The organism is Actinokineospora sp. PR83 (assembly GCF_021056305.1).
GTDB classification, from domain to species: Bacteria; Actinomycetota; Actinomycetes; order Mycobacteriales; family Pseudonocardiaceae; genus Actinokineospora; species Actinokineospora spheciospongiae.
The window spans coordinates 1-23964 of sequence record NZ_JAJCXD010000086.1; the positions used below are offsets into that span (position 1 = coordinate 1).

Annotated in this window: 23 protein-coding genes; 8 read left to right on the plus strand and 15 right to left on the minus strand. The window is 72.6% G+C overall.

Going from position 1 to position 23964, the window contains the following annotated elements:
* The 3 genes from L6E12_RS27510 to L6E12_RS27520 all read right to left on the minus strand — a co-directional run.
* Positions 1 to 1487, minus strand: a 1487-nt coding sequence (locus L6E12_RS27510) for a toll/interleukin-1 receptor domain-containing protein (RefSeq protein WP_236230830.1), incomplete at its 3' end; no start/stop codon positions are given.
* A 255-nt stretch (positions 1488 to 1742) separates the two neighbouring features.
* Positions 1743 to 2132 (minus strand): carboxymuconolactone decarboxylase family protein, encoded by a 390-nt coding sequence (locus tag L6E12_RS27515; RefSeq protein ID WP_035278600.1) that lies wholly within the window; start codon positions 2130 to 2132, stop codon positions 1743 to 1745.
* Between the two features lie 54 nt (positions 2133 to 2186).
* Positions 2187 to 2933, minus strand: a complete 747-nt coding sequence (locus L6E12_RS27520) for a dienelactone hydrolase family protein (protein ID WP_236230831.1) — start codon at positions 2931 to 2933, stop codon at positions 2187 to 2189.
* A 147-nt stretch (positions 2934 to 3080) separates the two neighbouring features.
* Here L6E12_RS27520 and L6E12_RS27525 point away from each other — a divergent pair, with 147 nt between their 5' ends.
* On the plus strand, positions 3081 to 3953 hold the full coding sequence (locus L6E12_RS27525) for a helix-turn-helix transcriptional regulator (protein WP_236230832.1): 873 nt from the start codon (positions 3081 to 3083) through the stop codon (positions 3951 to 3953).
* Between the two features lie 67 nt (positions 3954 to 4020).
* Here L6E12_RS27525 and L6E12_RS27530 read toward each other — a convergent pair whose 3' ends face one another.
* The 11 genes from L6E12_RS27530 to L6E12_RS27580 all read right to left on the minus strand — a co-directional run bounded on the left by L6E12_RS27530 (position 4021) and on the right by L6E12_RS27580 (position 15403).
* Entirely contained in the window at positions 4021 to 6129 is a 2109-nt protein-coding gene (locus L6E12_RS27530) for a tetratricopeptide repeat protein (RefSeq protein ID WP_236230833.1), read from the minus strand.
* A gap of 65 nt (positions 6130 to 6194) precedes the next feature.
* Complete coding sequence (locus L6E12_RS27535; protein ID WP_236230855.1) at positions 6195 to 6749, minus strand: hypothetical protein; 555 nt, start codon at positions 6747 to 6749, stop codon at positions 6195 to 6197.
* Between the two features lie 253 nt (positions 6750 to 7002).
* Positions 7003 to 7413 (minus strand): nuclear transport factor 2 family protein, encoded by a 411-nt coding sequence (locus L6E12_RS27540; protein WP_236230834.1) that lies wholly within the window; start codon positions 7411 to 7413, stop codon positions 7003 to 7005.
* A complete protein-coding gene (locus tag L6E12_RS27545; RefSeq protein WP_236230835.1) occupies positions 7410 to 9029 on the minus strand; it encodes an FAD-dependent monooxygenase in 1620 nt (539 codons plus the stop codon). Before L6E12_RS27545 ends, L6E12_RS27540 begins: the two co-directional genes overlap by 4 nt.
* Positions 9030 to 9053: 24 nt before the next feature.
* Positions 9054 to 10607: an MFS transporter gene (locus L6E12_RS27550; protein WP_236230836.1), complete on the minus strand. Its 1554-nt coding sequence runs from the start codon at positions 10605 to 10607 to the stop codon at positions 9054 to 9056.
* Positions 10608 to 10650: 43 nt separating this feature from the next.
* Positions 10651 to 11607 (minus strand): NADP-dependent oxidoreductase, encoded by a 957-nt coding sequence (locus L6E12_RS27555; RefSeq protein ID WP_236230837.1) that lies wholly within the window; start codon positions 11605 to 11607, stop codon positions 10651 to 10653.
* A gap of 57 nt (positions 11608 to 11664) precedes the next feature.
* Entirely contained in the window at positions 11665 to 12336 is a 672-nt protein-coding gene (locus L6E12_RS27560) for an HAD family phosphatase (protein WP_236230838.1), read from the minus strand.
* Between the two features lie 2 nt (positions 12337 to 12338).
* A complete protein-coding gene (locus tag L6E12_RS27565; protein ID WP_035278618.1) occupies positions 12339 to 12575 on the minus strand; it encodes an acyl carrier protein in 237 nt (78 codons plus the stop codon).
* A 27-nt stretch (positions 12576 to 12602) separates the two neighbouring features.
* Positions 12603 to 13604, minus strand: coding sequence for a beta-ketoacyl-ACP synthase III (locus tag L6E12_RS27570; RefSeq protein WP_236230839.1), 1002 nt, complete (start codon positions 13602 to 13604; stop codon positions 12603 to 12605).
* 48 nt (positions 13605 to 13652) lie between these two features.
* Positions 13653 to 14372 (minus strand): AAA family ATPase, encoded by a 720-nt coding sequence (locus L6E12_RS27575; protein ID WP_035278620.1) that lies wholly within the window; start codon positions 14370 to 14372, stop codon positions 13653 to 13655.
* A gap of 32 nt (positions 14373 to 14404) precedes the next feature.
* Positions 14405 to 15403: an AvrD family protein gene (locus tag L6E12_RS27580; RefSeq protein ID WP_236230840.1), complete on the minus strand. Its 999-nt coding sequence runs from the start codon at positions 15401 to 15403 to the stop codon at positions 14405 to 14407.
* Positions 15404 to 15690: 287 nt separating this feature from the next.
* Between L6E12_RS27580 and L6E12_RS27585 the strand changes: the two genes are divergently transcribed.
* The 6 genes from L6E12_RS27585 to der all read left to right on the plus strand — a co-directional run bounded on the left by L6E12_RS27585 (position 15691) and on the right by der (position 21981).
* Positions 15691 to 16119: a hotdog fold thioesterase gene (locus L6E12_RS27585; protein WP_236230841.1), complete on the plus strand. Its 429-nt coding sequence runs from the start codon at positions 15691 to 15693 to the stop codon at positions 16117 to 16119.
* Between the two features lie 205 nt (positions 16120 to 16324).
* Positions 16325 to 17536, plus strand: a complete 1212-nt coding sequence (locus tag L6E12_RS27590; protein ID WP_236230842.1) for an MFS transporter — start codon at positions 16325 to 16327, stop codon at positions 17534 to 17536.
* A 200-nt stretch (positions 17537 to 17736) separates the two neighbouring features.
* Positions 17737 to 18609: a helix-turn-helix transcriptional regulator gene (locus L6E12_RS27595; RefSeq protein WP_255683513.1), complete on the plus strand. Its 873-nt coding sequence runs from the start codon at positions 17737 to 17739 to the stop codon at positions 18607 to 18609.
* 599 nt (positions 18610 to 19208) lie between these two features.
* Complete coding sequence (cmk, locus tag L6E12_RS27600) at positions 19209 to 19889, plus strand: (d)CMP kinase (protein WP_236230854.1); 681 nt, start codon at positions 19209 to 19211, stop codon at positions 19887 to 19889.
* Entirely contained in the window at positions 19886 to 20563 is a 678-nt protein-coding gene (locus L6E12_RS27605) for a 1-acyl-sn-glycerol-3-phosphate acyltransferase (RefSeq protein WP_236230844.1), read from the plus strand. Before cmk ends, L6E12_RS27605 begins: the two co-directional genes overlap by 4 nt.
* The gene (gene der, locus L6E12_RS27610; RefSeq protein ID WP_236230845.1) at positions 20560 to 21981 is read left to right on the plus strand and encodes a ribosome biogenesis GTPase Der; all 1422 of its coding nucleotides are present in this window, start codon (positions 20560 to 20562) and stop codon (positions 21979 to 21981) included. Before L6E12_RS27605 ends, der begins: the two co-directional genes overlap by 4 nt.
* Positions 21982 to 22027: 46 nt before the next feature.
* On the opposite strand, the gene L6E12_RS27615 is transcribed toward der, so the two are convergent.
* Positions 22028 to 22825, minus strand: a complete 798-nt coding sequence (locus L6E12_RS27615; protein WP_236230846.1) for an alpha/beta fold hydrolase — start codon at positions 22823 to 22825, stop codon at positions 22028 to 22030.
* Between the two features lie 193 nt (positions 22826 to 23018).
* Between L6E12_RS27615 and L6E12_RS27620 the strand changes: the two genes are divergently transcribed.
* On the plus strand, positions 23019 to 23915 hold the full coding sequence (locus L6E12_RS27620) for a proteasome assembly chaperone family protein (RefSeq protein ID WP_236230847.1): 897 nt from the start codon (positions 23019 to 23021) through the stop codon (positions 23913 to 23915).
* Positions 23916 to 23964: the final 49 nt, after the last annotated feature.

Below are 23964 nucleotides of genomic sequence, written 5' to 3' on the forward strand. Positions count from 1 at the left end.
GCCCGGTTCGCCACCAGCGCCCGCGCGTGCGCGCACAGGTCCGGGTCGTCCCCGGCGACCGCCAGCGCCCGCTCGACGAGCCAGGCGGCCCGGCCGGTGAGCGCGTCCAGCAGCGGGGCGGCCACGCCGCGGCGCACCGCCTCGGCCACCTGGGCGGGCAGCCGCCACGCCTGGCCGTGCCCGCCGCGGGCCACCCGGTGCAGCAGGCAGCGCCGGTCCAGTTCGTCGAGCGCCCGCGCCACCAGCATCGGCGCCCGCACGCCGAGGACCTCCGTGACGCCCTCGGTCACCAGTTCCCCGCCGAACGGCACGGGCGCGAGCAGCGAGGCGAAGCCGAGGACCACCCGGGCGTGGTCCCCGCATTCCCGGACCACCGCGAGCAACCCCTCCAGGCCGCCGGGAAAGGCTGCCAGCTTCTCGCCGCCCACGGTCTGCGCCGCCACGGCGAGCAGCAGCGGGTTCCCGTGGCAGCGCTCGGCCAGCTCGCCGACGGCCCGCCGCTCGTCCTCGGCCATCCCGGGCCACCGCTCGGCGAACAGCTCCTCCACCTCGTCCGCGGTCAACCCGTCGAGGGAAACCTCCGCCACGCGCCCGCCCGGTGACCCACTCCGTCCGATGAGGATGGTGCGGACCACCGGGGAGGGGAGCACGAGTTCGTCCAGCGCGCTCGGGTCCAGCCCCTCCGGCACGTCGTCGACCACCCACAGCACCGGTTCCCCCGCCTCGCTCAACCGCTGCGCCAGCGCCGCCCGCGCCTGCCGGGGGCGCAGTCCGGTGACGTCCAGGCCGAACCAGGTGCGGGCCACCCGGCTCACCTCGGCCGCCCAGCGGGCGCCGGAGTCCGGTCCGCCCAGCGTCGTCCACGCCTGCCCGCCCGGGTGGGCGTCGCGGAACAGCAGGCCGTACCGCTCGGCCAGGGTTGTCGTCCCCGCGCCCGCGGGCGCTCGCAACCACACCACCCCGTTCGGGGTGGACAGGCCGTGGTGCACCGCCCAGAGTGCCTGGTGGCGCCCGACCAGCCGCCGCGGTCGGGGGAGGCACTCACCCGGACCCGCCTCGGGCGGTCCGCCCATCGGCTGGTACCCGAGCCTGGTGGCGACGGCGTCGACGACCGCGGGGACGGAGTCCGGTCCCCGGTACGGGAGCGCCGCCCCGGCCAGTTCGGGTGGGCTGATGTGCTCGGCACCGGGTTCCGGGTTCAGCACCACGATCCGCTCGCCCGGGTCCTCGCCGTGGTGCAGCGCGGACAGGAAGGCCCGGGTGAGTTCGCCCTGGCAGGAGGAGCGCGTGGGGTAGCGCCGCGAGTAGAAGGCCAGCAGCAGCACCGAGGAATCGAGCGCGTCGCGCCGCGCGGCCGGGACGGGGTCGAACGGTGCGCTGCCCCGGTCCCGGAACACGTCGATCCCGCGGTCGGTCAACGCCCGCTCCAGCGCGTCGACCTCGTCCGCGTCCGCCCCGGTGTGGCTCAGGAACACCTGTCCGCTCACGACACTCCCCTCACCGTTCGCGCGTCGTCCGGTCAACCATGCCGGAAGAGCGCGGGTGTGGAACCGCTGGAGCGCACGACAGTTTCCCGACACTTTTCCCCGTGCGCACAGCGGAAACCCCGGTGCCCCGCCGGGGGATGGCGGGGCACCGGGGCATTCCCCACGTCGGCTGACCGCCCGGGCACGACCACCGGTCTCCCCGGAGCCCGTCGTGGGGCCCGGGTCCGGGTGGTGGCGCCCGGCGGGGGGAGTGGGTCAGCCGACGACCGGGAGCAGGTCGCGGTCGGCGAAGACCGACTTGGCGACCAGCATGGCGTTGAACACGCGCGGGTTACCGGCGAAGGCCAGCAGGTGGATGATCGTCTCGACGATCTCCGCGGGCGTGAGGCCCACGGTGAGCGCGGCATTGATGTGGAACCGCAACTGCCGCTCGGTGTCGCCCAGGGTGACCAGGGCGGCGATGGTGGCGAGCTGCCGCTGCCGCAGGTCCAGGCCGGGCCGGGTGTAGAGGTCGCCGAAGGCGAACTCGCCGACGAACCGGGCCAGGTCCGGGGCCACCTCGGCCAGCGGGGCGACGATGTTGTCGATGTCGCCGCCCATCTCGGCCAGGCGGGCGGCGCCGCGCTCGAAGCGTTCGGTGCTCACGGTGGTGCTCCTTCGGCCGGGGGTGGTGGGGCGGGGTCCGCCCCACCACCGGGATCAGGCGGGGACCTTCGCCGAGTGGGTCTCGATGAAGGTGACCATCCGGGCCCAGGCGTCGTCGCACGCCTCCTGCCACTGGTCGTAGGTGGCGTCGAAGAAGGAGTGCGGCGCACCCTCGTAGACGTGCAGGTCGTAGTCCTTGCCCGCGGCGTCGAGCTTGCCCGCGAACGCCTGGAACTCGTCCTGCGAGGTCGCCACGTCCTCCCCGGCGAGCAGCAGCAGCAGCGGCGCGGAGATGTCGTCGACGACGTCCTCCACCAGCCGCGGCAGCCCGTAGAAGCCGATCGACCCGGTGACCCCGAGGTCGGTCGCCGACATCCGCCACGACTGCCCGCCACCGAAGCAGAACCCCACGGTGAACACCGGGCCGGTGTTGAACTGCGTCAGGTACTCCGCGGCGGCGGCCACGTCAGCGGCCACCTCCTCCGACTTGACCTGCGGCAGCAGCGGCTTCCACTCGAAGTTCTCGTCCCGCAGCCCCGGCCCGGCCGTCCGCCCGTAGTAGTCGATCGCCGCGACGGTGTACCCGGCCTGGGCGAACCGGTTCGCCAGCGCCTGGTAGTAGGGGTGCGTGCCGCGGATGTCCGGCAGGATCACGATGTTGACCCCGTTGGGCGCGGCGGGGATCGCGCGGAAAGCGGAGAAGGTCGTGCCATCCGCCGAGGTCAGCTCCAGCAGACCTTCTTCGGCGACCTCACCGGGGTTGTCGAGGGCGGGGGGCCTGCTGTCGGTGCTGTGGCACATGCGGTCGAGCCTTTCGTGCGGGGGTTCGGCGCCGACCCGGCGCCCGGGGTGAACTCTGGTCCCCCGGCGGGCCCCCATCCAGACCCCTGCCGTTACTGGTACTGGCAGACCCACGCTGCCCGCCCGCCGGTGCGGCACACTGGTCGCGTGGACGATCGCAACGAGCTGGGCCGGTTCCTCAAGTCCCGACGCGCCCGCCTCGACCCCGCCCGCGCGGGCATCGAGGTCATCAGCCGCCGCCGGGTCGCCGGACTGCGCCGCGAGGAGGTCGCCGCCCTGGCGGGCATCAGCGTCGAGTACTACGTCCGCCTGGAACAGGGCCGCGCCCAACGCCCCTCCGAGGGCGTCCTGGACGCCCTCGCCCGAGCCCTCGAACTCGACGACGTCGAACGCCGCTACCTGGAGGGCCTGGCCAACCCCAGGACGTCCACCCCCAGGGCGCCCAGGGCCGAACGCGCCCGCACCGAGCTGGTGCAACTGCTGGGCATGATGGACCGCATCCCCGCCCTGGTCATCAACCACCGCATGGACGTCCTCGCCTGGAACCACCTCTCCCGCCAACTCTTCTTCGACTTCCCCGCCGCCGCACCCCGCGACCGCAACCTCGCCCGCTTCGGCTTCCTCTCCCCGGAGAGCCAGAACCGCTTCGTCGACTGGCACGACGTCCAGCGCGCCACGGCGGGTGCGCTGCGCCTCGCCGCCAGCCGCCACCCGAACGACGAGGCGCTGGCCACCCTGCTCGGGGAACTGACGATGAAGAGCGAGGTCTTCCGCACCCTGTGGGCGGGCCGCGACGTCAAGCAGCGCACCCACGGCACCAAGCGCTTCCGCCACCCGGTGGTGGGTGAACTGCCGCTGCGGTTCGAGAACTTCGAACTCCCGGGCGAGACCGACCAACGGCTGGTCACCTTCTCCCCGGAACCGGCCAGCCCCGCCGCGGCTGCCTTGGAACTGCTGATGATGTGGACGGCCCCGCCCGCGGAGCGCACCCAGCCCCGCCAGGAACCAGCCACGGACTGATCCGGCGCTGAACGGCAGACTGCCGCGGCGAACACGACTGCCTGTCGGTGCAGGTCGAACGGATCTCCTACGAGTCCTCGGACCTGAGCTGAGCGCGGTAGCGGCCGGCACGGTGGTGATCACCGGCTGTGGTGTACGCGGTGACAGCGGCATCCAGGTACCTGCGGGCGGTGGTGGCATCGCCGCGGTCCTCGGCCATCAGCGCGAGTCGTCTGAGCGCTCGGCCTTCCAGGTCGTGCCTGCCGATCCGGCGGCTGATCTCGAGGCTGGTGTGGTAGTGGTCGAGGGCTGTGTCAGGTTCTTGGTCGTTGCGGGCCAGGGTGCCCATGCTGAAGTGGATCTGGCTCTCGCCTGCGGGGTCGCCCGCCGTCCGGAACGCGGTCAGGGCGCGGCGGTACTGCTCCCAGGCGGCGTCGAAGCGGCCCGCGCGGCGGTGGATCGAGCCCAGGCTGTGTGATGCGCGCGCTTGACCTCGGTGGTCGCCGATGGTTCGACTGATCGCGGCGGCGGCCGCGAACTGCTCCGCTGCGGCGTCGGGGTGGTTCATCTCGCGGTGGATCCGACCGAGGCCGCGGAGCACCTTGGCTTCGCTGTACCGGTCGCCGCGCCGGAGTGCGGAGTCGAGGGCCAACTGGTAGGAGGTGAGGCCGTCCTCCCCGCGTCGGCGGCGGTAGAAGAGGAACGTGCCCATGGCGAACGCCAGGCGCAGCACGAGTTCGTAGTGGCCTTGCTGGTGGGCGAGCGCGATGGCGCCGACCAGGTTGGGGCGCTCCGTCTCCAACCAAGCGTGTGCCTGCCTGCGGGTCTCGACCGATGACCGGTCCCGCTCCGCCGCTTCGGTCGTGGCGACGTAGAAGTCGATCAGTCGACGGATCGCCGCCCGGCGGGCGTCGTCCGGCTCCTCCGCCGCTACGCGGTCAGCGGCGTACAACCGGAGCAGGTCGTGGAACCGGAACCAGCCACGCGGCTCACCACCGTCGATCATGTTGGCGCGTCGCAAGCCGGTCAGCAGCTTTCTCGTCTCCTGCGGTGTCAGGTCGCCCAGCGCGGCGGCTGCTTCCGCGCTCACCTGCCTCCCCGGATTGAGCGACATCAGCCGGAACAGCCGGGCTTCAGCGGCCCGGAGGCGGGCGTAGGACAGGGCGAACGCCGCACGCATGGCGAGGTCGTCGTGCTGGCTCAGCTCACCGAGCCTCGTGGTCGCATCGCGCAACGTCCCGGCCACCTCGGCGAGCGGCAGATCCGGATCGTCCGACAGCATGGCCGAGACGATGGTCAGCGCCAGGGGAAGTCGGCCGCACAGTCGAGCGATCTCGTGCTTCGCTCCCAGGTCGGTGTGGATCCGCGTGTCCGTGGGATCCGCAGCGCGCAGGTTGTCATCCACCATGGTCACCGACTCGTCCACGGACAGCACGTCGAGCGGTATCCTGCGCGCACCCCGCAACCCGCTGAGGGTGTGCCTGCTCGTGATGAGCACCCGGTGCGCGGCACCAGGTGGTAGCAGCGGTCTGACCTGGTCCTCGGACGACGCGTTGTCCAGCACGATCAACAACGGCGCGTCGTGGTCGGCCAACCTGGTGCGGTAGAGGGCCTCGCGCGCCGCCTGCTCCGCAGGCACCTGATCGGCAGGCACGCCGAGCGCGTGCAGGAACACCGAGAGCGCGGTGGGGGGTTCGACTCGCGTCTGGGGCGAGTACCCCTGCAGGTCGATGAAGAGGACCCCACCGGGGAACAGACCTGCCTCACGAGCGTTGTGGGCGGCCTTCACCGCCAACGTGGTCTTCCCGACGCCTGCGAGCCCCACGATGGTCGACACCACGACCGGACGAGGTGAGTGCAGGGCCTCGGCAACCGTGGAAAGGTCTTCATCACGCCCGGTGAACCCGCCGACCACCGGCGGCAGGCCGGAAAGCGCGGTCAGGCCGGATGAGCGCAGGTAGATGTCCCGCGCCTGCAACACGGACCCCTGCACGTTTCCGGACACCTCGTAGTGCACGAGGTCCTTCCTACCGCACCACCATCGATTCACGCCCCGGGGTGATCCCGCCACCAGCACGAAGCCGAGGAACAACACCGATGTCCACACCCACCACTGCCTCCGCGACCGCAGAGGAGCCCGGGACCCCACTGCGACCGCCACCCACACCGCCTTCCTCCACCCGAGGACCCGGACCATTCGGTGAAGCTCTCGGGGGAAGCCCTCCAGCTCCGGACCCGCTCGGCGCGTTCGAGTGCGGTGGTTCAGACCGAGGTGATCTCCAGGGTGACCACGGAGTAGATGCCGGCGACCTTGCCCAGGCCCGTGGTGCACAGCAGCACGTCGGCCGCCGCGCCGGTGAGGACCTGCAGGACGGTGCTCCCGGCGAACAGGCCGGAGGTGACCGTGCCGGTGTGGGTGGTCACCAGGGCCGCCCCCACGACGGTGGAGGTGCGGTTGGCGGAGATGGTCGAGGTCTGGCCGGTGTTCCAGGTGATGGTGAAGGTGGTGGTCCCGTTGGTCAGCAGTTCGAGGCAGGTCTGGCCCGGGGCCGAGCTGGTGTTGGTGCGGGTGCCGGAGGTCAGGGCGGGGTTGCTCGCCGACACGCACGGCCCGTACTGCGTCGAGGTGTTGACGGTGACGGTTTGCGGGGTCATGGTCAGCGGCGGGGTGAAGGCGACGGTCTCGCTGCTGGGTGGGGTGCAGGTCACGTCGAGCACCCCGGCCGAGGCCGGGGCGGCCGGGCCCAGTACGAGCAGCGCCGAGGCGCAGGCGGCTGACACCAGAACGGTTGCGGCGGTGCGGAACGGGTTGATCATCGTTGATCTCCATCCGGCGGTGCTGGGGGCCGTGTGGGCGCGAGTGCGCGCCGAACGCCAAGGATGCCCCCACCCCTGCGCCTGCGACAGGGGCCGTACGGGCGACCGCGTGAGACGTCCGCTTCCCACTTGTCGTGGGAAACCCGACGAGCAAAGCGGGCTCTGGCCTCCGCGATCGGAGACCAGAGCCCGCTTCCTCCACCCCGGGAACCTCGGGCCAGGGGATCGGTGAGGCTCCCGGGGGAAGACCCGACTAGCTCCAGGCCTGGGCGGCGCCGTGGCTGTCCTCGAACATGTGGTACTTGGTGATCAGGCCGTCGGTGACCACGACGTGCAGGACGAAGGTGCTCTCGAAGAGCTTGCCCGTGCGGGTGATCCGGTGGGCGAACGATCCCAGCACCACCCCGTCCTGGCCGTCGACGATGATCTTGTCGATGTCGAACTTCTCCGTGGCGATGTCCTCGGTGGCGATGCGGAGGAACTCGGTCACGGCCGGGTGGTCGGTGCGGGTGCCGGTCCACGGGACGACGTCCTCGGCGCCCGCGACGGCGAAGTCCACGGGGGTGGCGAACAGTTCCACCATGCCGGGGACGTCGCCCGCGCCGAAGCGGGTGAAGAACTCCTGGATGGTGGTGGCGGTGTCGCGGACGGTGACGCTGGTCATGCGGTCTTCTCCTTGTGTGCCGGTGCGGCGGGGACGGCGATGGTGGTCAGGTGGGTGCGCAGGGTGGGCAGGTCGGGGGTGGTGTCCACGGCGGCCACGTAGCCGTCCGGGCGGACCAGTGCGACCGTGAAGCCCTTGGGGCTGAACAGCTTCGACTGGCTCGATGCCGGCCAGCCCAGGCGCGGGTTGTCCGTGAGGACCCCGTCGCCGGTGAGGACTCGGATGGTCAGGAGGTCCGGGTGGGTGGCCAGCAGGCCGTCGACCGCCGCCTGGGCCGAGCGGCCCAGGGAGGGGTCGGGGAGGCAGACCAGGAGGGTGTAGCGGTCGATGGGCATCGAGGCGCGCAGGCCCGCCACCTCCGAACCCACCCGGACGTCGTGCGCGGGCAGGAGGTGGCCGCTGAGGATCCGGTCGCGGGCGGTGCCCGCGCGGCGGGCGACCGGGCCGGACACGGCGAGGTTCTCCGGGTAGGAGTTGGTCAGGCCCGCCAGCCACGGGGAGTAGTAGCGGTCGAACAGGCCGAGTTTCTGCGCCAGGCCCGCCGCCACGTCCCGGGCGACCGACTGCCACTTCTTCTTCAGCATCCACGCCTTGGTCTGGACCTCGGCCTGCTTGACGACCGCCGCCGCCACCGCGGCGCGTTCGACGCCGTAGCTGTCGAACAGGGCCGGGGTGGCCGCGCCCCGGTGGACCAAGGCCATCTTCCACGCCAGGTTGTGCGCGTCGGTGACTCCCGTGTTGAGGCCCTGGCCGCCCGCGGGGCTGTGCACGTGGGCGGAGTCGCCCGCCAGGAAGACGCGGCCGACCTGGAACTTCTCGGTGTGGCGGGCGTGGATGTTGAACGTGGTCTTCCAGGACACGTCGTGCAGGCGCAGGCCGCCGGGGCCGCGGCGGTCGACGTACTCTTGGAGGACCTCTTCAGTCAGGTCCTCCGGCCGCATCCCGGGCGGGCCCGCGGTGAAGACGCGGAAGCGGCCGTTGTAGAGCGGGACCATGACCAGGATGCCCGCACCCGAGCAGTAGTAGTGCACGGCGTCGCGCTGGAGGTCGCCGTCGACGGCGACGTCGGCGAGGATGAAGACGTTGGCGTAGGTGGCGCCCTGGAACTCCAGGCCGACCTGCTTGCGGACCAGGCTGCTCGCGCCGTCGGCGCCGACCAGGTAGGCGAAGCGCTCCGTGGACTCCCGGCCGTCCGGGCCGAGCAGGGTGGCGGTGACGCCGTCGTCGTCCTGGGCGAGGGTCGACAGCGTGGTGGACCACTCGATGGTGCCGCCCGCGTCGGCGAGGGCCTTGCGCAGCAGGGCTTCCACGTCCGGCTGGGTGATGACCGCCGGTTGGGTTTCCCGGCCGAACGGGATGCGGCAGATCTGCTTGGCGTCGGAGTAGTAGCGGAACGACTCGACCGGGAGGCCGCGGCTGTTGATGTGCTCGGCGCCGCCGAGGAGGCGGAAGACCTCCAGGGTGCGCGGCCACACCATCAGGGCCTTGGTCAGCGGGCTGGGCCCGTCGGCCTTGTCGACCAGCCGGACCGGGACGCCGCGGCGGGCCAGTTCGGCGGCGGCGGTGAGCCCGACCGGGCCCGCGCCCACCACGAGGACGGGTAAGGACTGTCTCATCGGCTTGCTCCTGGGTCGGGGAGGTCAGGACGCGGCGGGGAGCGCGGCGTCGGCCTCGGGGGACGGGGTGGTGGCGCGCTCGCGCAGCATGAGCACGATCACCGGGGCGCCGACGGCGCAGACCGCGGCCAGGATCCACAGGACGGTGTGGAAGGCGCCGGTGTAGGCGGTGGCGGCGAACTCGACGAACCCGCCGCGGGTGGCCTCCGGGACGGTGGCGGCGACCTCGCCGAGCTGGCCCTGGGCCAGGTCGTTGGCGACCTCGCCGACCTCGCCGGTGCCGGGGTAGGCGGCGATGCCGTCGGCGAGCCTGCCCTGGGTGAGGGTGACCAGCAGCGACCCCATGCCCGCGATGGCCACCGCCTCACCGGTGAGGCGCATGGTGTTGAACATGCCCGCGGCCATGCCCGCCCGGGCCGGGTCCACGGTGCCGATCGCGGCGCCGTCGAGCAGGCCGAAGGAGATGCCGACGCCGGTGCCGATGACCAGCAGCGGGCCGATCAGGGTGGCGGTGGCGGCGTCGCGGTCGATCGTGGTCAGCCAGGCGGCGCCCGCGGCGACCAGGACCAGGCTCAGGCCGAGCAGCACGTGCGTGGGCACCACCTTGACCACCGCGCCCGCGATCACCGGGAACACCAGCACCGGCACGGTCAGCAGCAGCATGGTCAGCCCGGCCTGCTGCGGGCCCATCCCGGCGATGCCGATGAAGAACGACGGCAGGAACACCAGCAGGCAGACGAACCCGAACGCCAGCAGCACCGGCATCAGGCACACCGCGACGAACTTGGGCTGGCGGAACAGGTTCAGGTCGAACATCGGCCGCACCTGCGCCCGCTCCACCACCACGAACCCGGCGATGAGCACGGCGAACACCGCGAACAGGGCCAGCACCAGCGGGTCGGCCCAGCCGCGCTGCGGGCCCTCCACCAGCGCCAGGGTCAGCGCGACGAGCCCACCGCTGAACGTGGTGGTGCCCTTCCAGTCGACCCCGGTGGCCTCCGGGTCGCGCGACTCGCGCAGCGACGGCAGGGCCACCAGCACGGCCAGCGCGATCGCCGCGTGCACGAAGAACACCGACCGCCAGCCCCACAGGTCGACCAGGATGCCGGAGGTGGACGGGCCGAGCGCCAGCCCGAGGCCGAAGGAGGACCCGAGCGCGCCGAACGCCTTCATCTGCGCCGGGCCGCTGTAGGCCTGCGCGAGCAGCGCCGAGCCCGCGGTCAGCACCATGGCGGCGCCGATGCCCGCGACCGCGCGCAGGACGTCGATGGTGACGATGTCCGACACCAGGCCCACACCGGCGGTGCAGGCGACGAACACGACCAGGCCCGCGCCGAACATCCGCTTGCGGCCCAGCAGGTCGGCCAGCGCGCCCGCGGCCAGCATGACCCCGGCGAAGGCCAGGTTGTAGGCGTTGACGACCCACTGGAGGCTGACCAGGGCGGCGCCGAGGTCGGAGCTGATGGCGGGCAGGGCGATGGAGGTGCCGGTGAGCGAGGCGGGCAGCAGCCCGCAGGAGACGCAGACCGCGATGAGGGTGATCAGGGGTGTGGCGCGCCGCGCCGCGGGTGTGGACACGAGAACTCCTCGGGTGAGCGGGGTTTCGGACGAGACCGGGTGCTCAGCGGGCGACGCTGAGCACGAGCTTCCCGGTGGTGCGGTCGGACTCGCCGACCTCGTGCGCCTTGGCCACCTCGGCCAGCGGGAACACCTGGTCGACGTGCACCCGCAGGTCGCCGCGGTCGACCATCCGCGCCAGCGCCTCCAGGCCCTGGTGGTCGGGTTCGACGAGGAACGGGCTGACCCGCACCCCGCGCGCCTCGGCGGCGGCGGCCAGCTCGGGGCTGATCACACCGATGGTCAGGATCAGCAGCCCGCCCGGGCGCAGGGTGTCCAGCAGCGGGATGGTGTGCGGGCCGCCGAGCAGGTCGAGCACCACGTCCTGGTCGCGCACGGTCTGCCCGACCTCGACCTGCGTGTAGTCGACGGCGTCGTCCACGCCCAGGGAGGCGAGGAAGTCGTGCTTGGCGGAGCGGGCGGTGCCGGTGACGATGGCGCCGCGGGCGTGCGCGATCTGCGCGGCCAGGTGCCCCACCCCGCCCGCGGCGGCGGTGACCAGCACCTTGCTGCCCGCGCCGATCCCGGCCACGTCGACCAGGGTCTGCCAGGCGGTCAGGCCCGCCATCGGCAGCGCCCCCGCCTCGACCATGCTCAGCCCGGCGGGCTTGCGGGCGAACTGCCGGGCCGGGGCGGTCACGTACTCGCCGTACGCCCCGGCCTGCCGGGGGAACCACAGCAGGCCGAAGACCTCGTCGCCGGGGGAGAAGCGGGTCACCCGGGGACCGGCCTCGACCGTGCCCGCGACGTCCCAGCCCTGCACGAACGGGTGGGCGCCGAGGCCGCCGGGCGGGAACACCCCGCCGCGGACCTTCCAGTCCACCGGGTTCACCCCGGCCGCGTGCACCTTCACCAGCACCTCGGTCGGCAGCGGCGTGGGCCGGTCCACCTCGGCGGCGGCGAACACCGCCCCCGCCTCCCCGGCCGCGGTGGTCCGCATGACGGTCATGCGCTCGCTCATCTGGTTTTCCTCGTGTTTGTGCGTGTGTCTGTGGTTGTCATGCGGTGTTGTCGTGGGTCACGGGGCGGGCACCGCGAGCGGGAGGCGGTCCCAGCCGCGCCGGTCGGCGTGCGCGGCGAGCACCGGGTCGTCGCCGACGACGACCGGGTGCCCGACCAGCTCCAGCACCGGCAGGTCGGAGTCGTGGTCGCCGTAGGCGGTGCAGTCGGCCAGGTCGACCCCGCGCTCCCAGGCCAGTTCCCGCGCGGCCACGGCCTTGCGCGCGCCGACGACGGGGTGCGCGACCGCGCCGGTGTAGCGGCCGTCGCGCACCTCCGGTTCGGTGCACAGCACCACGTCGGCGAGCACGTGCCGGGCCAGCGGGCGCAGGCACGGCGGGAACGAGCCGGACAGCAGCACCACCGCCTCGCCCGCCGCCCGGTGGGCGCGCAGCCTGGCCAGCGCCGACGGCACGAACAGCCCGCCCGCGGCGCGCTCGGCGTCGAACCACCGCCTGCCCACCGCCGCCAGCTCCTCGACCGGGCGGCCCGCGAAGTTGGCGAAGAAGGCCCGGTTGGCCTCCTCGCGGCTCGCCCCGGCCGCCTTGAGCGCGCCCAGCGCCGCCAGCCGCGCGTCGAACTCCGACGGCGGGTGGCCGCGCTCGGCCAGGTCGAAGGCCAGGAACCGGAAGATGCTGGTGACGGTGATCAGCGTGCCGTCGACGTCGAAGAAGGCCAGGCCGCGCGCCACGGTCAGCGGGTCTTGGCGTCGAGGTAGGCCAGCGCCTCGCCGAGCGGCTGGTCGTGGCGCAGGTCGCCCTCGGGGATGACGACCCCGTACTCCTTCTGCATCCACAGCGCGATCTCCATCAGGTGCAGCGAGTCGAGGCCGATGTCCTCGAAGGTGCGCTCCAGCCCCAGCTCGGCGACCGGCAGCTCCGCCTTCGCGGCGACCAGCTCGACGACCCGGGTGTTGACAGTGGTGTCCATGTGCGACTCCCCTTGGTGTTCTTCTGCTTACAGGGCGGCCAGGTCAGGCCATTCCAGGGCGATGGCGCCCCAGGTGGCGCCGCCGCCGAACGCGGTCAGCACCACCCGGTCGCCGGGGGCCAGCCGCCCGGCGCGCGCGGCGTCGTCGAGGGCCAGCGGGATGGAGGCGGCGGCGGTGTTGCCGTAGCTGTCGACGTTGACGAACGCCCGCTCCTCGGGCAGGTCGAGCTGGTCGGCCACCGCGTGCAGGATGCGCACGTTGGCCTGGTGGCCGACCAGCCAGTCGACCGAACCGGGGTCCCAGCCGGTGCGGCGCAGCACGGTCCGCGACGACTCGGTCATCCGGTTGACGGCGTTGACGAACACCGTCCTGCCCTGCATCTTCATGAAGTGGTCGGTCGGCCCCGGTTCCACCCCGGACGTGCGCTGCCGCGACCCCCCGGCGGGCACGACGATCAGGTCGGCCAGGTCGCCGTCCGCGCCGAGGTCGAACGCCAGCAGCGCGCCCCGGTCGGACTGGTGCCCGGCGGTGAGCACGACCGCCCCGGCGCCGTCGCCGAAGATCGGCGCGGTGTTGCGGTCGTCCGGGTCGATGATGGTGGTGAACGCCTCCGCGCCCACCACCAGCACCCGCTCCGCGGTGCCCAGCGAGATCAGCCCGGCCGCGGTGGCCATGGCGTAGAGGAACCCGGAGCACACCGCGGCGACGTCGAACGCCGGGATCGGGCCGAGCCCGAGCCCGCTCGCCACGGTGGGCGCGGTCGCCGGGCACGGGTGGTCCGGGGTGGTGGTGGCCAGGACCAGCGCGTCGACGGACTCCACGCCCGCCGACTTCAGCGCCCGGCGCCCGGCCTCCACGGCCAGGTCGCTGGTCGCGGTGCCGATCCCGACCCGGCGCCGTTCGCGGATGCCGGTCCGCGAGCGGATCCACTCGTCGGAGGTGTCCATCCGCGCGGCCAGCGCGTCGTTGGTGACGACCTGCTCGGGCACGGTGGAGCCGATGCCGGTGAGGACTGCGGCACGCCCCATGGCGGTGTCTCCTCTGCTTCTGCTGGCTGTCGTTCTTTCTGGGGGGCGTCAGACCGCGGAGCCGACGGCCCAGGCGCGGTCGGTCTCGATGGTCATGTCGACCGCCTTGTACTCCTGCTGCGCCTTCTCGATGGCGGTGTGCACGTCCATCACCGGGGTGAAGTCGAAGGTGTCGACGATGCCGTTGAGCCGCTGCACGAGGGTGCCGCCGATGACGTGGCGGGGGATGCCCAGCTCGTCGATGGCCTTGGCGATGCCCTCGTCGGCCAGCCGCCGGAACCGCTCGTTGACCGGGCGGTGCCCGTCCTTGGCCAGCTCCAGCTCGTTGGGCAGGTGCACGAACGCGTCGTAGGTGTTCTTCACGTGCTCCTTGATGGCCACGCCGAGCTGGTCCATGACCTGCTCGAAGAACAGCATCTCCGGGGTCTTCTCCACGGTCTCGACGTCGCTGAGGTGCACCGAGTCGTTGGGGTTGATGCCGACGATCACCCGCACCGCGCCGTAGAGCCACTCCTGCAGCGAGGACCCGTCGGAGACGAAGCCGTTGACCAGGTGGCTCTCGTGGGTGACGCGCTCGACGTGCCTGCGCACGATGAGCTGGATCAGCTCCGCGCCGTTGCACTGCTCCAGGGTCTTGCCGGGCACCGCGAACGGCAGCAGCTCGCGCATGGTGCGCGCCCGGGTGCGCTCGATGCCGATGTAGTGCGACAGCGCGTAGGAGGTGAGGGTCTTGCCGGAGGAGTACGTGCCGGAGATGGCGAGCTTCATGGGTTTCCTCTTCTGGTGGGGCTGGGGGTTTCTCAGACGCCGCGCGGCAGCGAGTGCGCGACCGCGCAGGTGAACCGCACGCCGCCGAGTTCGGCGACGATGTCGGCGGTGCGCCACACGCCGCCGCCCATCTCGATCAGGTTGGGCTCGCGCAGCTCGGTCAGCAGCGGCAGCGGTCCGACGACCGGGCGGACGGGGTGGGTGACCTGGAGGGTGGTGCTGCGCATCCACAGCGTGTTGCTCGCGCTGCGGCGCATGGAGTCCAGCTCGTAGAGCAGCACCTGGCCCAGTTGCAGGCCGGTGGCGAACGCGTCGACCATGGTGGTCGCGGGCTGGTAGGCGCCCTCGATGCCGTCCTCGGCACCCGCCGGGGTCAGCTCCACCGCGGCGGTGGCGCGCAGCGCGGGCAGGTCCAGCACCAGGTCGTCGATGCGGTGCCCGCCGCGGGTGAAGCCGGTGCCGTAGTAGCGGCTCGCGGCCGGGCCGAGCAGCACGTCCGGGCTGCCGTAGGTGTCGCGGCCGGGGCGGACCTCGCCGCCGGAGTGCTCGACCTCGCAGCGCACCCGCATCGACCCGACGGCGCAGTCCACCACCGACACCGTGCCGCACAGCGAACCCGGTTCCTCGCGGGTGGACACCAGCCGCGCGGCCAGGCCCAGCTCGCGCAGGTCCTCCTCGGGGCTCTGCCCGGCCCGGATCACCACCTTCCGCACCCACATCGCCCGGTGCTGCTCCGGGGTGGGCAGGAACGCGCGCACCAGGACCAGCTCGCTGAGCTGCACGCCGAACAGGATCGCGTCGATCGTGCTCAGGTGCGGGCGCAGGTCCACACCGGCGGACTTCTTCGACCAGTCGGCCGGGTAGCCCAAGCCGACGTGCGTGCCGACCGAGGCCGCGGCCGGGTCCAGCACCAGGGCCGAGACCGGGCCGAAGGTGTACTCGACGCGCTTGTACCCGGCGGAGAAGAAGCGCTTGGCGCCGTCACCGAGGTGGTCGTCCACAGTGGTGTGCGCTAAGGCGGGTTTGGTCATGGGTGGAACTCCCAACGGCGCGCGAACGCCTAGGTGGGTCAGGGGAAGTGAGGTGGTGGCAGCGACCGGGAGCCGGTGTCCGGCTGCACTGGCGGGCTGCTGGTGCGACGCTAACAGGACCGGCGGCCCCGTTGCCTGCGTCGGTTTGTACGGGGCAAGGCCATACGGGTACTCCCAGCACCACCGTGACCCGCGCCACAACCCGTGGCGGGCGGGCGGCGGCGCGTACATAGCCTTGCCTCCCCGGACGCGTCCGTCGATCTGGGACAGAGCCCCTGGAGGTTTCGGTGACCGCAGAACTGTTCCCGGTCGAGGTGCAGCCCGGTTACGCCACCGAGCAACTGATCACCAAGCTCGGCATCGTGATCGTCGAGTGCAGGCCGGGCCTGGTCGTCGGCACGATGCCGGTCACCGGGAACCGGCAGCCGGTCGGGATCATGCACGGCGGCGCGAACGCCGCGTTCGCCGAGACGCTGGGGTCCTTCGCGGCCTGGCTGCACGCGGGCCCCGGCGGGCAGGCGGTCGGGCTCGACCTGTCGTGCACCCACCACCGCTGGGTCGCCTCGGGGCTGGTGACCGGGGTCGCCACGGCCCTGCACGAGGGCCGCTCCAGCGCCACCTACGAGGTCGTCATCACCGACGAGGACGACCGGCGCACCTGCACCGCCCGGCTCACCTGCGCGATCAGCAGGCGGGTGCGGCGTTCGGCGGGGTGAGCACGCGCCCGTTCGGCCCCGGGTCCGAAGGTCCTATTCGGACATAGCGGACCGGTTCGATCACTGTCGGTCGCCGGACCACCCGGCAGCGCAAACTGCCCCCGGCGGTACTGGTACCACCGGGTGGGGGGTTCGGCGCGGCCTGGCACGGCGGTCCCCGGGGGCGGGATGATCGGGGTTTGAAGTCCATCTCCGTGGAGGTCCCGTGGCGAAGACAGCGTCCGCACCCCGTCGCGCCGAGCCGGGGGCGGGGATGTCGGAGCGGATGGTCGCGTTGTTCGCCGTCGCGGGCGGGCTGGCGGTGGCGAACATCTACTACGCCCAGCCGCTGCTCACCGCCATCGCCGCCGAGTTCGGCGTGGGCAGTGCCACCGCGGCGCTGCTGGTCACCGTCACCACCGCCGGGTACGCCCTCGGGCTGGCGCTGGTGGTGCCGCTGGCGGACGTGCTCAACCGCAGGCGGCTGGTCGTCACCCTGCTCTCGGTGGTCGCCGCCGTGCAGGCCGCGTCCGCGTTCGCCCCGTCGGTCGGGGTGCTGACGGCGATCTCGGCGGTGCTGGGCGTGTCCGCGGTCGTGGCGCCGCTGATGGTCGCCTTCGGGGCCACGCTCGCCGACGACCGGCAGCGCGGCCGGGTCACCGGGACGGTGATGAGCGGGGTCCTCGTCGGGGTCCTGCTGGCGCGCACCGGCGGCGGGCTCATCGCCGGGGTCGCGGGCACTTGGCGGGCGGTCTACCTGGTCGCGGCCGTGCTGATGGTGGTGCTCGCCGTCGTGCTGCACCGGACCCTGCCGGACGTGCCGGTGGCCACCCGGATGCGGTACCCGGCGCTGCTGCGCTCGGTCGTGTCGATCGTCCGCGAGGAACCGGTGCTGCGGCTGCGCTGCGCCTACGGGTTCCTGTGCTTCGCCGGGTTCAGCGCGTTCTGGGCGTCCTCGGCGTTCCTGCTGGCGGGGGAGCCGTACCGGTTCGGCGAGGCGGTGATCGGCGCGTTCGGGCTGCTCGGCGCGATCGGCGCCTACGCCGCCAGGGTCACCGGCCGGTTCCTCGACCGCGGCTGGGAGAAGGCCACCACCGGCACGCTGCTGGTGCTGCTCCTGCTCAGCTGGGGTGTGCTCGCCCTCGGCGGCGGCACCTGGCCGGTGGCGCTGGTCGTCGGCGTGCTGCTGCTCGACCTGGCCGTGCAGGGCGTGCAGGTGACGAACCTGGGCACCGTGTACGCGCTGCGTCCGGAGGCGCGCAGCCGCATCACCATGGCCTACACCGGCACCTACTTCCTCGGCGGCGCGGCGGGCTCGGCCCTGTCCGGGGCGGCCTACGCCGCCGCGGGCTGGCCCGCCGTGTGCCTCGTCGGCGCCGCCCTGGCGCTGGCCGCGGTCGTGCTCTGGGCCGTTCAGACGATGCGCCGCACCCGCTGAACCCCATTCCCGTCACCGCTGTGTGTCGATTGTGACGCGCGAATAACAAATCGAACGGACAGTCATTTATCATTGGCCCCGGCGGACGGTCGTGGGCCGATTGTGATTGCTGTGCAAACTTAAACACACCTGGTGATCGTTCGATTACCAGATGCACTGCGGCTTGACAAGCGCCCGTTCCGGGGGTGATGCTCGGTCGCATGGCAAAAAGTGGGGGAAACAGTCGGCAGCGGGAAGAGTTGGGGCACTTCCTGAAGACCCGGCGTTCACGATTATCGCCGACTGATTTCGGGTTGTCCGTTTCGGCGGGCAGGCGGCGCACGCCCGGTCTGCGCCGCGAGGAGGTCGCCGTGCTCGCGGGCATCGGCACGTCCTGGTACACCTGGCTCGAACAGGGCCGCGACATCAACGTGTCGGAATCGGTGGCCAGGGCGATCGGCCGGGCGCTGTGCCTGGACCGGTCGGAAGTCCGCTACCTGTACCAGTTGTTGGGGATAACCCCGCCGCAGCCGACGGTCGCCGTGGGGGAGCGCACGACCGTCGACCTGCGGCACGTGGTGGACGAGTGCCTGCCCAGCCCGGCGCTGGTGGTCGACAGCCTGTGGAACCTGCTCGGGTTCAACGCCTCGGCCGCGCTGGTCTTCGGGTTCACCCCCGACGACCGCAATCTATTGATCAGCTTCTTCACCAACCCCGAGATCTGGTCGCGCTACGCCGAGCCGGAACTGATGGCCCGAATGGCCGTAGCCCAGTTCCGCATCAGCGCCGCGGGGCACTACGACGACCCGCTCTTCAACAATGTGGTCACCACTCTGTGCGAACGGAGCCCGCAGTTCGCCGCGCTCTGGTACAGCCACGAGGTGCTCGACTCCAGAATGCGCCACAAAGAGGTCAATCATCCCACCGTCGGGCGTCTGGTCTTCGACACCCACTCCTGGCAGTTGGACGGCCCGGAACAGATCCGCATGTTCCTGCACATCCCGCACCGCCACTCCGACACTCGGCGCAAGCTCGAGTGCCTCCTCGACCAGCACGCCCGCGAACACGCCCTCCCGGAGCGCGTGACCGCGTGAGGCGGGTGACCGGCGCGGCTCACACCGCCGCGGCCGCGTCGGGTCGCCGGGTCCTCGACCACCCCGCCGGTCTTTGTGTGGGGGTGCCCGGCTGGGTGGATGTGCTTGGCCGGGGCCCCTACGGCGATCATGTGGCCCAGCGTGACAGGGTGGGGCTGAAGGGATGCCCCACCGCCAGGACAGGCTTGCACATGATCGCCACCCCCGACCAAACACATCCACCCACCCGGGCAGGGGCGTAGCCGGGCCGCCGGTTGCGAGGGTGGCTGGTTGGCCGCCGGGCGCATTCGCCCACCCGGGCAGTTGGATAGCCGGGCCGCCGGTTCCGGGGTTGGCTGAGCAGGTTGAGGGCAGGCCCTGGGTCGCGCACCGCACCGGGTCCCGCCTGCCGCCACGCCCCACAGGGATACCTGTCGTCGCACGGGAAGTCTCCGATCTGCTCCGGTCGAGAGGGCGGTGGCAGGCCCGCTGGGAGGGGCGCGGGGTCCCCCGGGTGGGGTGGGCAGGCAGAATGGGGCGCTGCGCGGCCAGTCGGAGTGGCCGGTCGGACGAGGGGAGCGGCAGCGGTGGGACAGGGTGAACTGCGCGGGGTCGTCGCCATGGACGGACCCTCGGGCACCGGCAAGTCCACCGTGGCCCGCGGGCTGGCCAGGGCGCTGGGGGCCGGCTACCTCGACACCGGGGCGATGTACCGGGTGGTGACGCTGGCCGTCCTGCGCGCCGGGGTGGACCCCGCCGACAGCGCGGCCGTGCTGCGCGTGGCCGAGGGCGTCGACCTGGGCATCGGCACCGACCCCGGCGAGTCGGCGGTGCTGCTGGGCGGCGAACCGGTCGACGCGGAGATCCGCGGGCCCGAGGTCACCGCCGCGGTGTCCGCGGTGTCGGCGGTCGCCGGGGTGCGCGACCTGCTGGTCTCCCGGCAGCGGCGGATCATCGGCGAGAGCCGCGCCACCCTGGGCGGCATCGTCGTCGAGGGCCGCGACATCGGCACCGTCGTCGCCCCGGAGGCCCCGCTCAAGGTCTACCTCACCGCCTCCGCCGACGCCCGCGCCGCCCGGCGCACCGCGCAGGACTCCGCCGAGGGGCGCGTCTCCACTGTGGACGCCACCAAGGCCGACGTGCAGCGCCGCGACACCTTCGACTCCACCCGCGCGGTGTCCCCGCTGCGGCCCGCGGTCGACGCCGTCGAGGTCGACACCACCGACCTGGGCATCGACGCCGTGCTGGCCCAACTGCTGGAGATCGTGCGCGACCGCGGCCTGTGCGGGGCCGAGCGGTGAGCCGCGAGCAGGCCCCGGACCTGCCGCCCGACGCCCTGCCCCGGCTGCACGACCTCGCCAGGCTCGCGGCCCGCCACCTGCACCGCCCGGCGTTCCGCACCCGGGTGCACCACCGCGACCGGGTGCCGCCCGCCGGGCCGGTCGTGCTGGTCGCCAACCACAGCTCCCTGATGGAACCGCAGCTCATCTTCGGAATGCTGCCGCGCCGCTCGGTGTTCCTGGTCAAGAGCGAGCTGTTCCGCGGCCCGCTCGGTGGGGCGCTGCGCGGCATCGGGCAGATCCCGGTGCGCCGCGGCACCCCGGACCGGGCGCCGCTGATGTCCGCCGTGCGCGTGCTGCGCGGTGGCGGCCTGGTCGGCGTCTTCCCCGAGGGCACCCGCGGCGCGGGCAACGTGTCCGCCGCCGAGCAGGGCGCGGCCTGGCTGGTGCGCACCACCGGGGCGCGCGTCCTGCCGGTCGCCAGCCGCGGCACGCACCGGCCCGCGGGCTCCCCGCGGCGCTTGCGCCCCGTCGTCGACCTGCTGGTCGGCGAGCCGTTCGACCTGGAGGTCGGCAAGGGGCGCACCGGCCTGACCCGGGCCACCGAGACCATCCGGGGCCGCCTCGCGGACCTGGTGCGCGAACTCGACGAGCGGCGCCAGCCCTCGTCCCAGCAGAACAAGGCGACACGATGACTGATCCAGACGGTGTGCTCGACGGCACCTGGTCCGACGAGTCCGACTGGGCCGCCCTGGCCGACTCCTTCGACGAGGACGCGGCCGACGACGCGGTGGCCGTACCCGTCCTGGCGATCGTCGGACGACCGAACGTGGGCAAGTCCACCCTGGTCAACCGCATCCTCGGCCGCCGGGAGGCGGTGGTGCAGGACATCCCCGGCGTGACCCGCGACCGGGTCGCCTACGACGCGCTGTGGGCGGGCAAGCGCTTCACCGTCCTGGACACCGGCGGCTGGGAACCGGGCCTGGAGGGCCTGCCCGGCGCCATCGCCGCCCAGGCCGAGTACGCCATGCAGCACGCCGACGCGGTGGTCGTCGTGGTCGACGCCACGGTCGGGGCCACCACCACCGACGAGGCCGTGGCCAAGGTCCTGCGCCGCTCCAAGCAGCCGGTCATCCTGGTCGCCAACAAGGTCGACGACGACCGCCTGCTGGCCGACACGGCCGCCCTGTGGTCCCTGGGCCTGGGCGAGCCGTTCCCGGTCAGCGCCCTGCACGGCCGCAACTCCGGCGACCTCCTCGACGCCATCCTCAAGGCCCTCCCGGAGACCCCCCGGGAGCGCTTCGGTGCCGTCGGCGGCCCCCGCCGGGTGGCCCTGGTCGGCAAGCCCAACGTGGGCAAGTCGAGCCTGATGAACCGGCTGACCGGCGAGAACCGCTCGGTGGTGGACTCGGTCGCGGGCACCACGGTCGACCCGGTGGACTCCCTGGTGGAGCTGGACGACCAGCTCTGGCGCTTCGTCGACACCGCGGGACTGCGCAAGCGGGTCAACTTCGCCAGCGGCACCGAGTACTACGCGTCGCTGCGCACCAAGGCAGCCATCGAGTCCGCGGAGGTGGCGATCGTGCTGCTCGACGCGGCGGAGCCGATCGCCGAGCAGGACCTGCGGGTGCTGACGATGGTGGTGGAGTCGGGCCGCGCCTGCGTGCTCGCCTTCAACAAGTGGGACCTGGTCGACGAGGACCGCCGCAACCAGCTTGAGAAGGAACTCGACCGCGGCCTGGTCCGCGTGCCGTGGGCCGAGCGGGTCAACGTCTCGGCGCTGACCGGCCGGGCGGTCCGCAAGCTGGCCCCGGCCCTGCGCAACGCCCTGGACTCGTGGGACACCCGCATCTCCACCGGGCAGCTCAACTCGTGGCTGGCCGACCTGATCGCGGCCACCCCGCCCCCGGTCCGCGGCGGCAAGCAGCCCAAGATCCTCTTCGCCACCCAGGCGCAGACCCGCCCGCCCACGTTCGTGCTGTTCACCAGCGGGTTCCTGGAGGCGGGCTACCGCAGGTTCATCGAGCGCAAGCTGCGCGAGCAGTTCGGCTTCACCGGCAGCCCGGTCCGCATCTCGGTCCGCGTGCGGGAGAAGAAGCAGCGCAAGAAGTGACCCACCGACCGCCACCGGCCTCCCCGGCCGGTGGCGGTCGCGCGGTTCAGCGGCCCAGCGCGTGCTCCCGCACCAGCTCGGCCGTCCGCTCGGGCCGCTCCCACCAGAACAGGTGCCCGACCCCCTCGAAGACCTCCAGCCGGGCCCCCGGGATCAGGCTCGCGACGTGGTCGCCGTTCTTGGGGGTGATCATCTCGTCCTCGGTCCCGTGGATCACCAGGGTCGAGGCCCGGACGTCGGCCAGCCCCGCCACCGAGTCGTGCTGCAACGCGGCCTGCATCTGCAGGGCGATCACCGGCGCGGGCACCTGCTCGGAGAGCACGGCCTCGACGAACCGCTCGAACTCGGCCTCGTCCGCCCGGAACTCGGGGGACAGGTTCGCCTCGTACCCCGCCCGCAGGGACTTGCTGACGTCGCGGGTGGCGGCGGCGGTCATCATCCGGACCGGCCCCGGCCCGTCGAGCGCCCCGCCGTCGGGCCCGGCGTAGGTGCAGCCCAGGACCAGCGACCGCACCCGCTCCGGGTGCGCCACGACCAGCTCCTGGGCCACCATCCCGCCGAGGGAGATCCCCAGCACGTGCGCCGACTCCCAGCCCAGCCCGTCGAGGACCCCCACGGCGTCCTCGGCGAGGTCGCGCACGCCGAACGGCTCGTCGACCCGCCCGCCCCCGGCGACCCCGCGGTGGTCGAACGCCACCACGTCGAAGTCCCGGGCGAGCAGGGACAGGAACTCCTCGCCCCACAGCCCGTGGTGCCCGGCCATCCCCTGGATCAGCAGCAGCGGCTCACCGGCCCCACGCCGCACGTAGGTCAACTCACGCCCACCGACCGCCACGACCGCCACGACACGCTCCCCGCTGAGCTGACACCCCGGACCCGCCCAGGCTAAGCCCCCACCCCACCCCTGTCCGTGTCACCCACGCCACACGCCCGATCCCCGGAACCGCCCGATCTTCCGCCCGACCTCGGGAATACCGGGTGCCCCCGCAGCGCTGACCTTCCAGGACAGGTGCAGGTGATGGCGTGGGAGGTACCAGGTGGCACAGAGCCCGGACGAGCTGTTCGAGGTCGACTCCGACGTCCCCGACCTGGACGGGACGGTCCTGCTGCACCACTTCGACGGCTTCATGGACGCCGGTTCGGCCGGGTCCACGCTGGTCGAGCACCTCCTGGAGGTCCACGAGCACCGGGTGATCGCCCGCTTCGACGTCGACGACCTGATCGACTACCGCGCCCGCCGCCCCCCGATGACCTTCGACACCGACCACTGGCAGGACTACGCCGCCCCCGAACTGGCGGTCCACCTGGTGCACGACGCGGCGGGCACCCCGTTCCTGCTGCTGACCGGCCCGGAACCGGACCGCCGCTGGGAGGCCGTCGTGGCCGCCGTGCGCACGCTGGTCGAGCGGTGGGGGGTGCGGCTGACCGTGGGCGGCCACGGCATCCCGATGGCCGTCCCGCACACCCGCGAGCTGTCGGTCATCTCCCACGCCACCCGGCCGGAACTGGTCGCCGAGAAGGCCCCGTTCAGCCGCGTGCAGGTGCCGGGCAACCTCTCCGCCCTGCTGGAACTGCGCCTCGGGGAGGCGGGCCACGACGCCCTGGGCTTCGCCGCCTACGTGCCGCACTACCTCGCCCAGACCACCTACCCCACCGCGGCGGTCGGCCTGCTGGAGGCGGTGACGGCCGCGACCGGCCTGGTCCTGGGCACCGACGCCCTCCGCGAGACGGCCAAGCGGACCGACGCGGAGATCACCCGCCAGGTGGCCGAATCCGCGGAGGTCATGCAGGTGGTCGAGGCGCTGGAGCAGCAGTACGACGCCTACGCCGAGAGCACGCAGAACTTGCTGATCGCCGAGGGCGAGCCGGTGCCGAGCGCGGACGAGCTGGGCGCGGAGTTCGAGCGCTTCCTCGCCGAACAGCCCCGCGACTGACCCCGGTCCACCTCCGCCGCGGGTCGTGTGACGCCCGCGGCGGAAAACC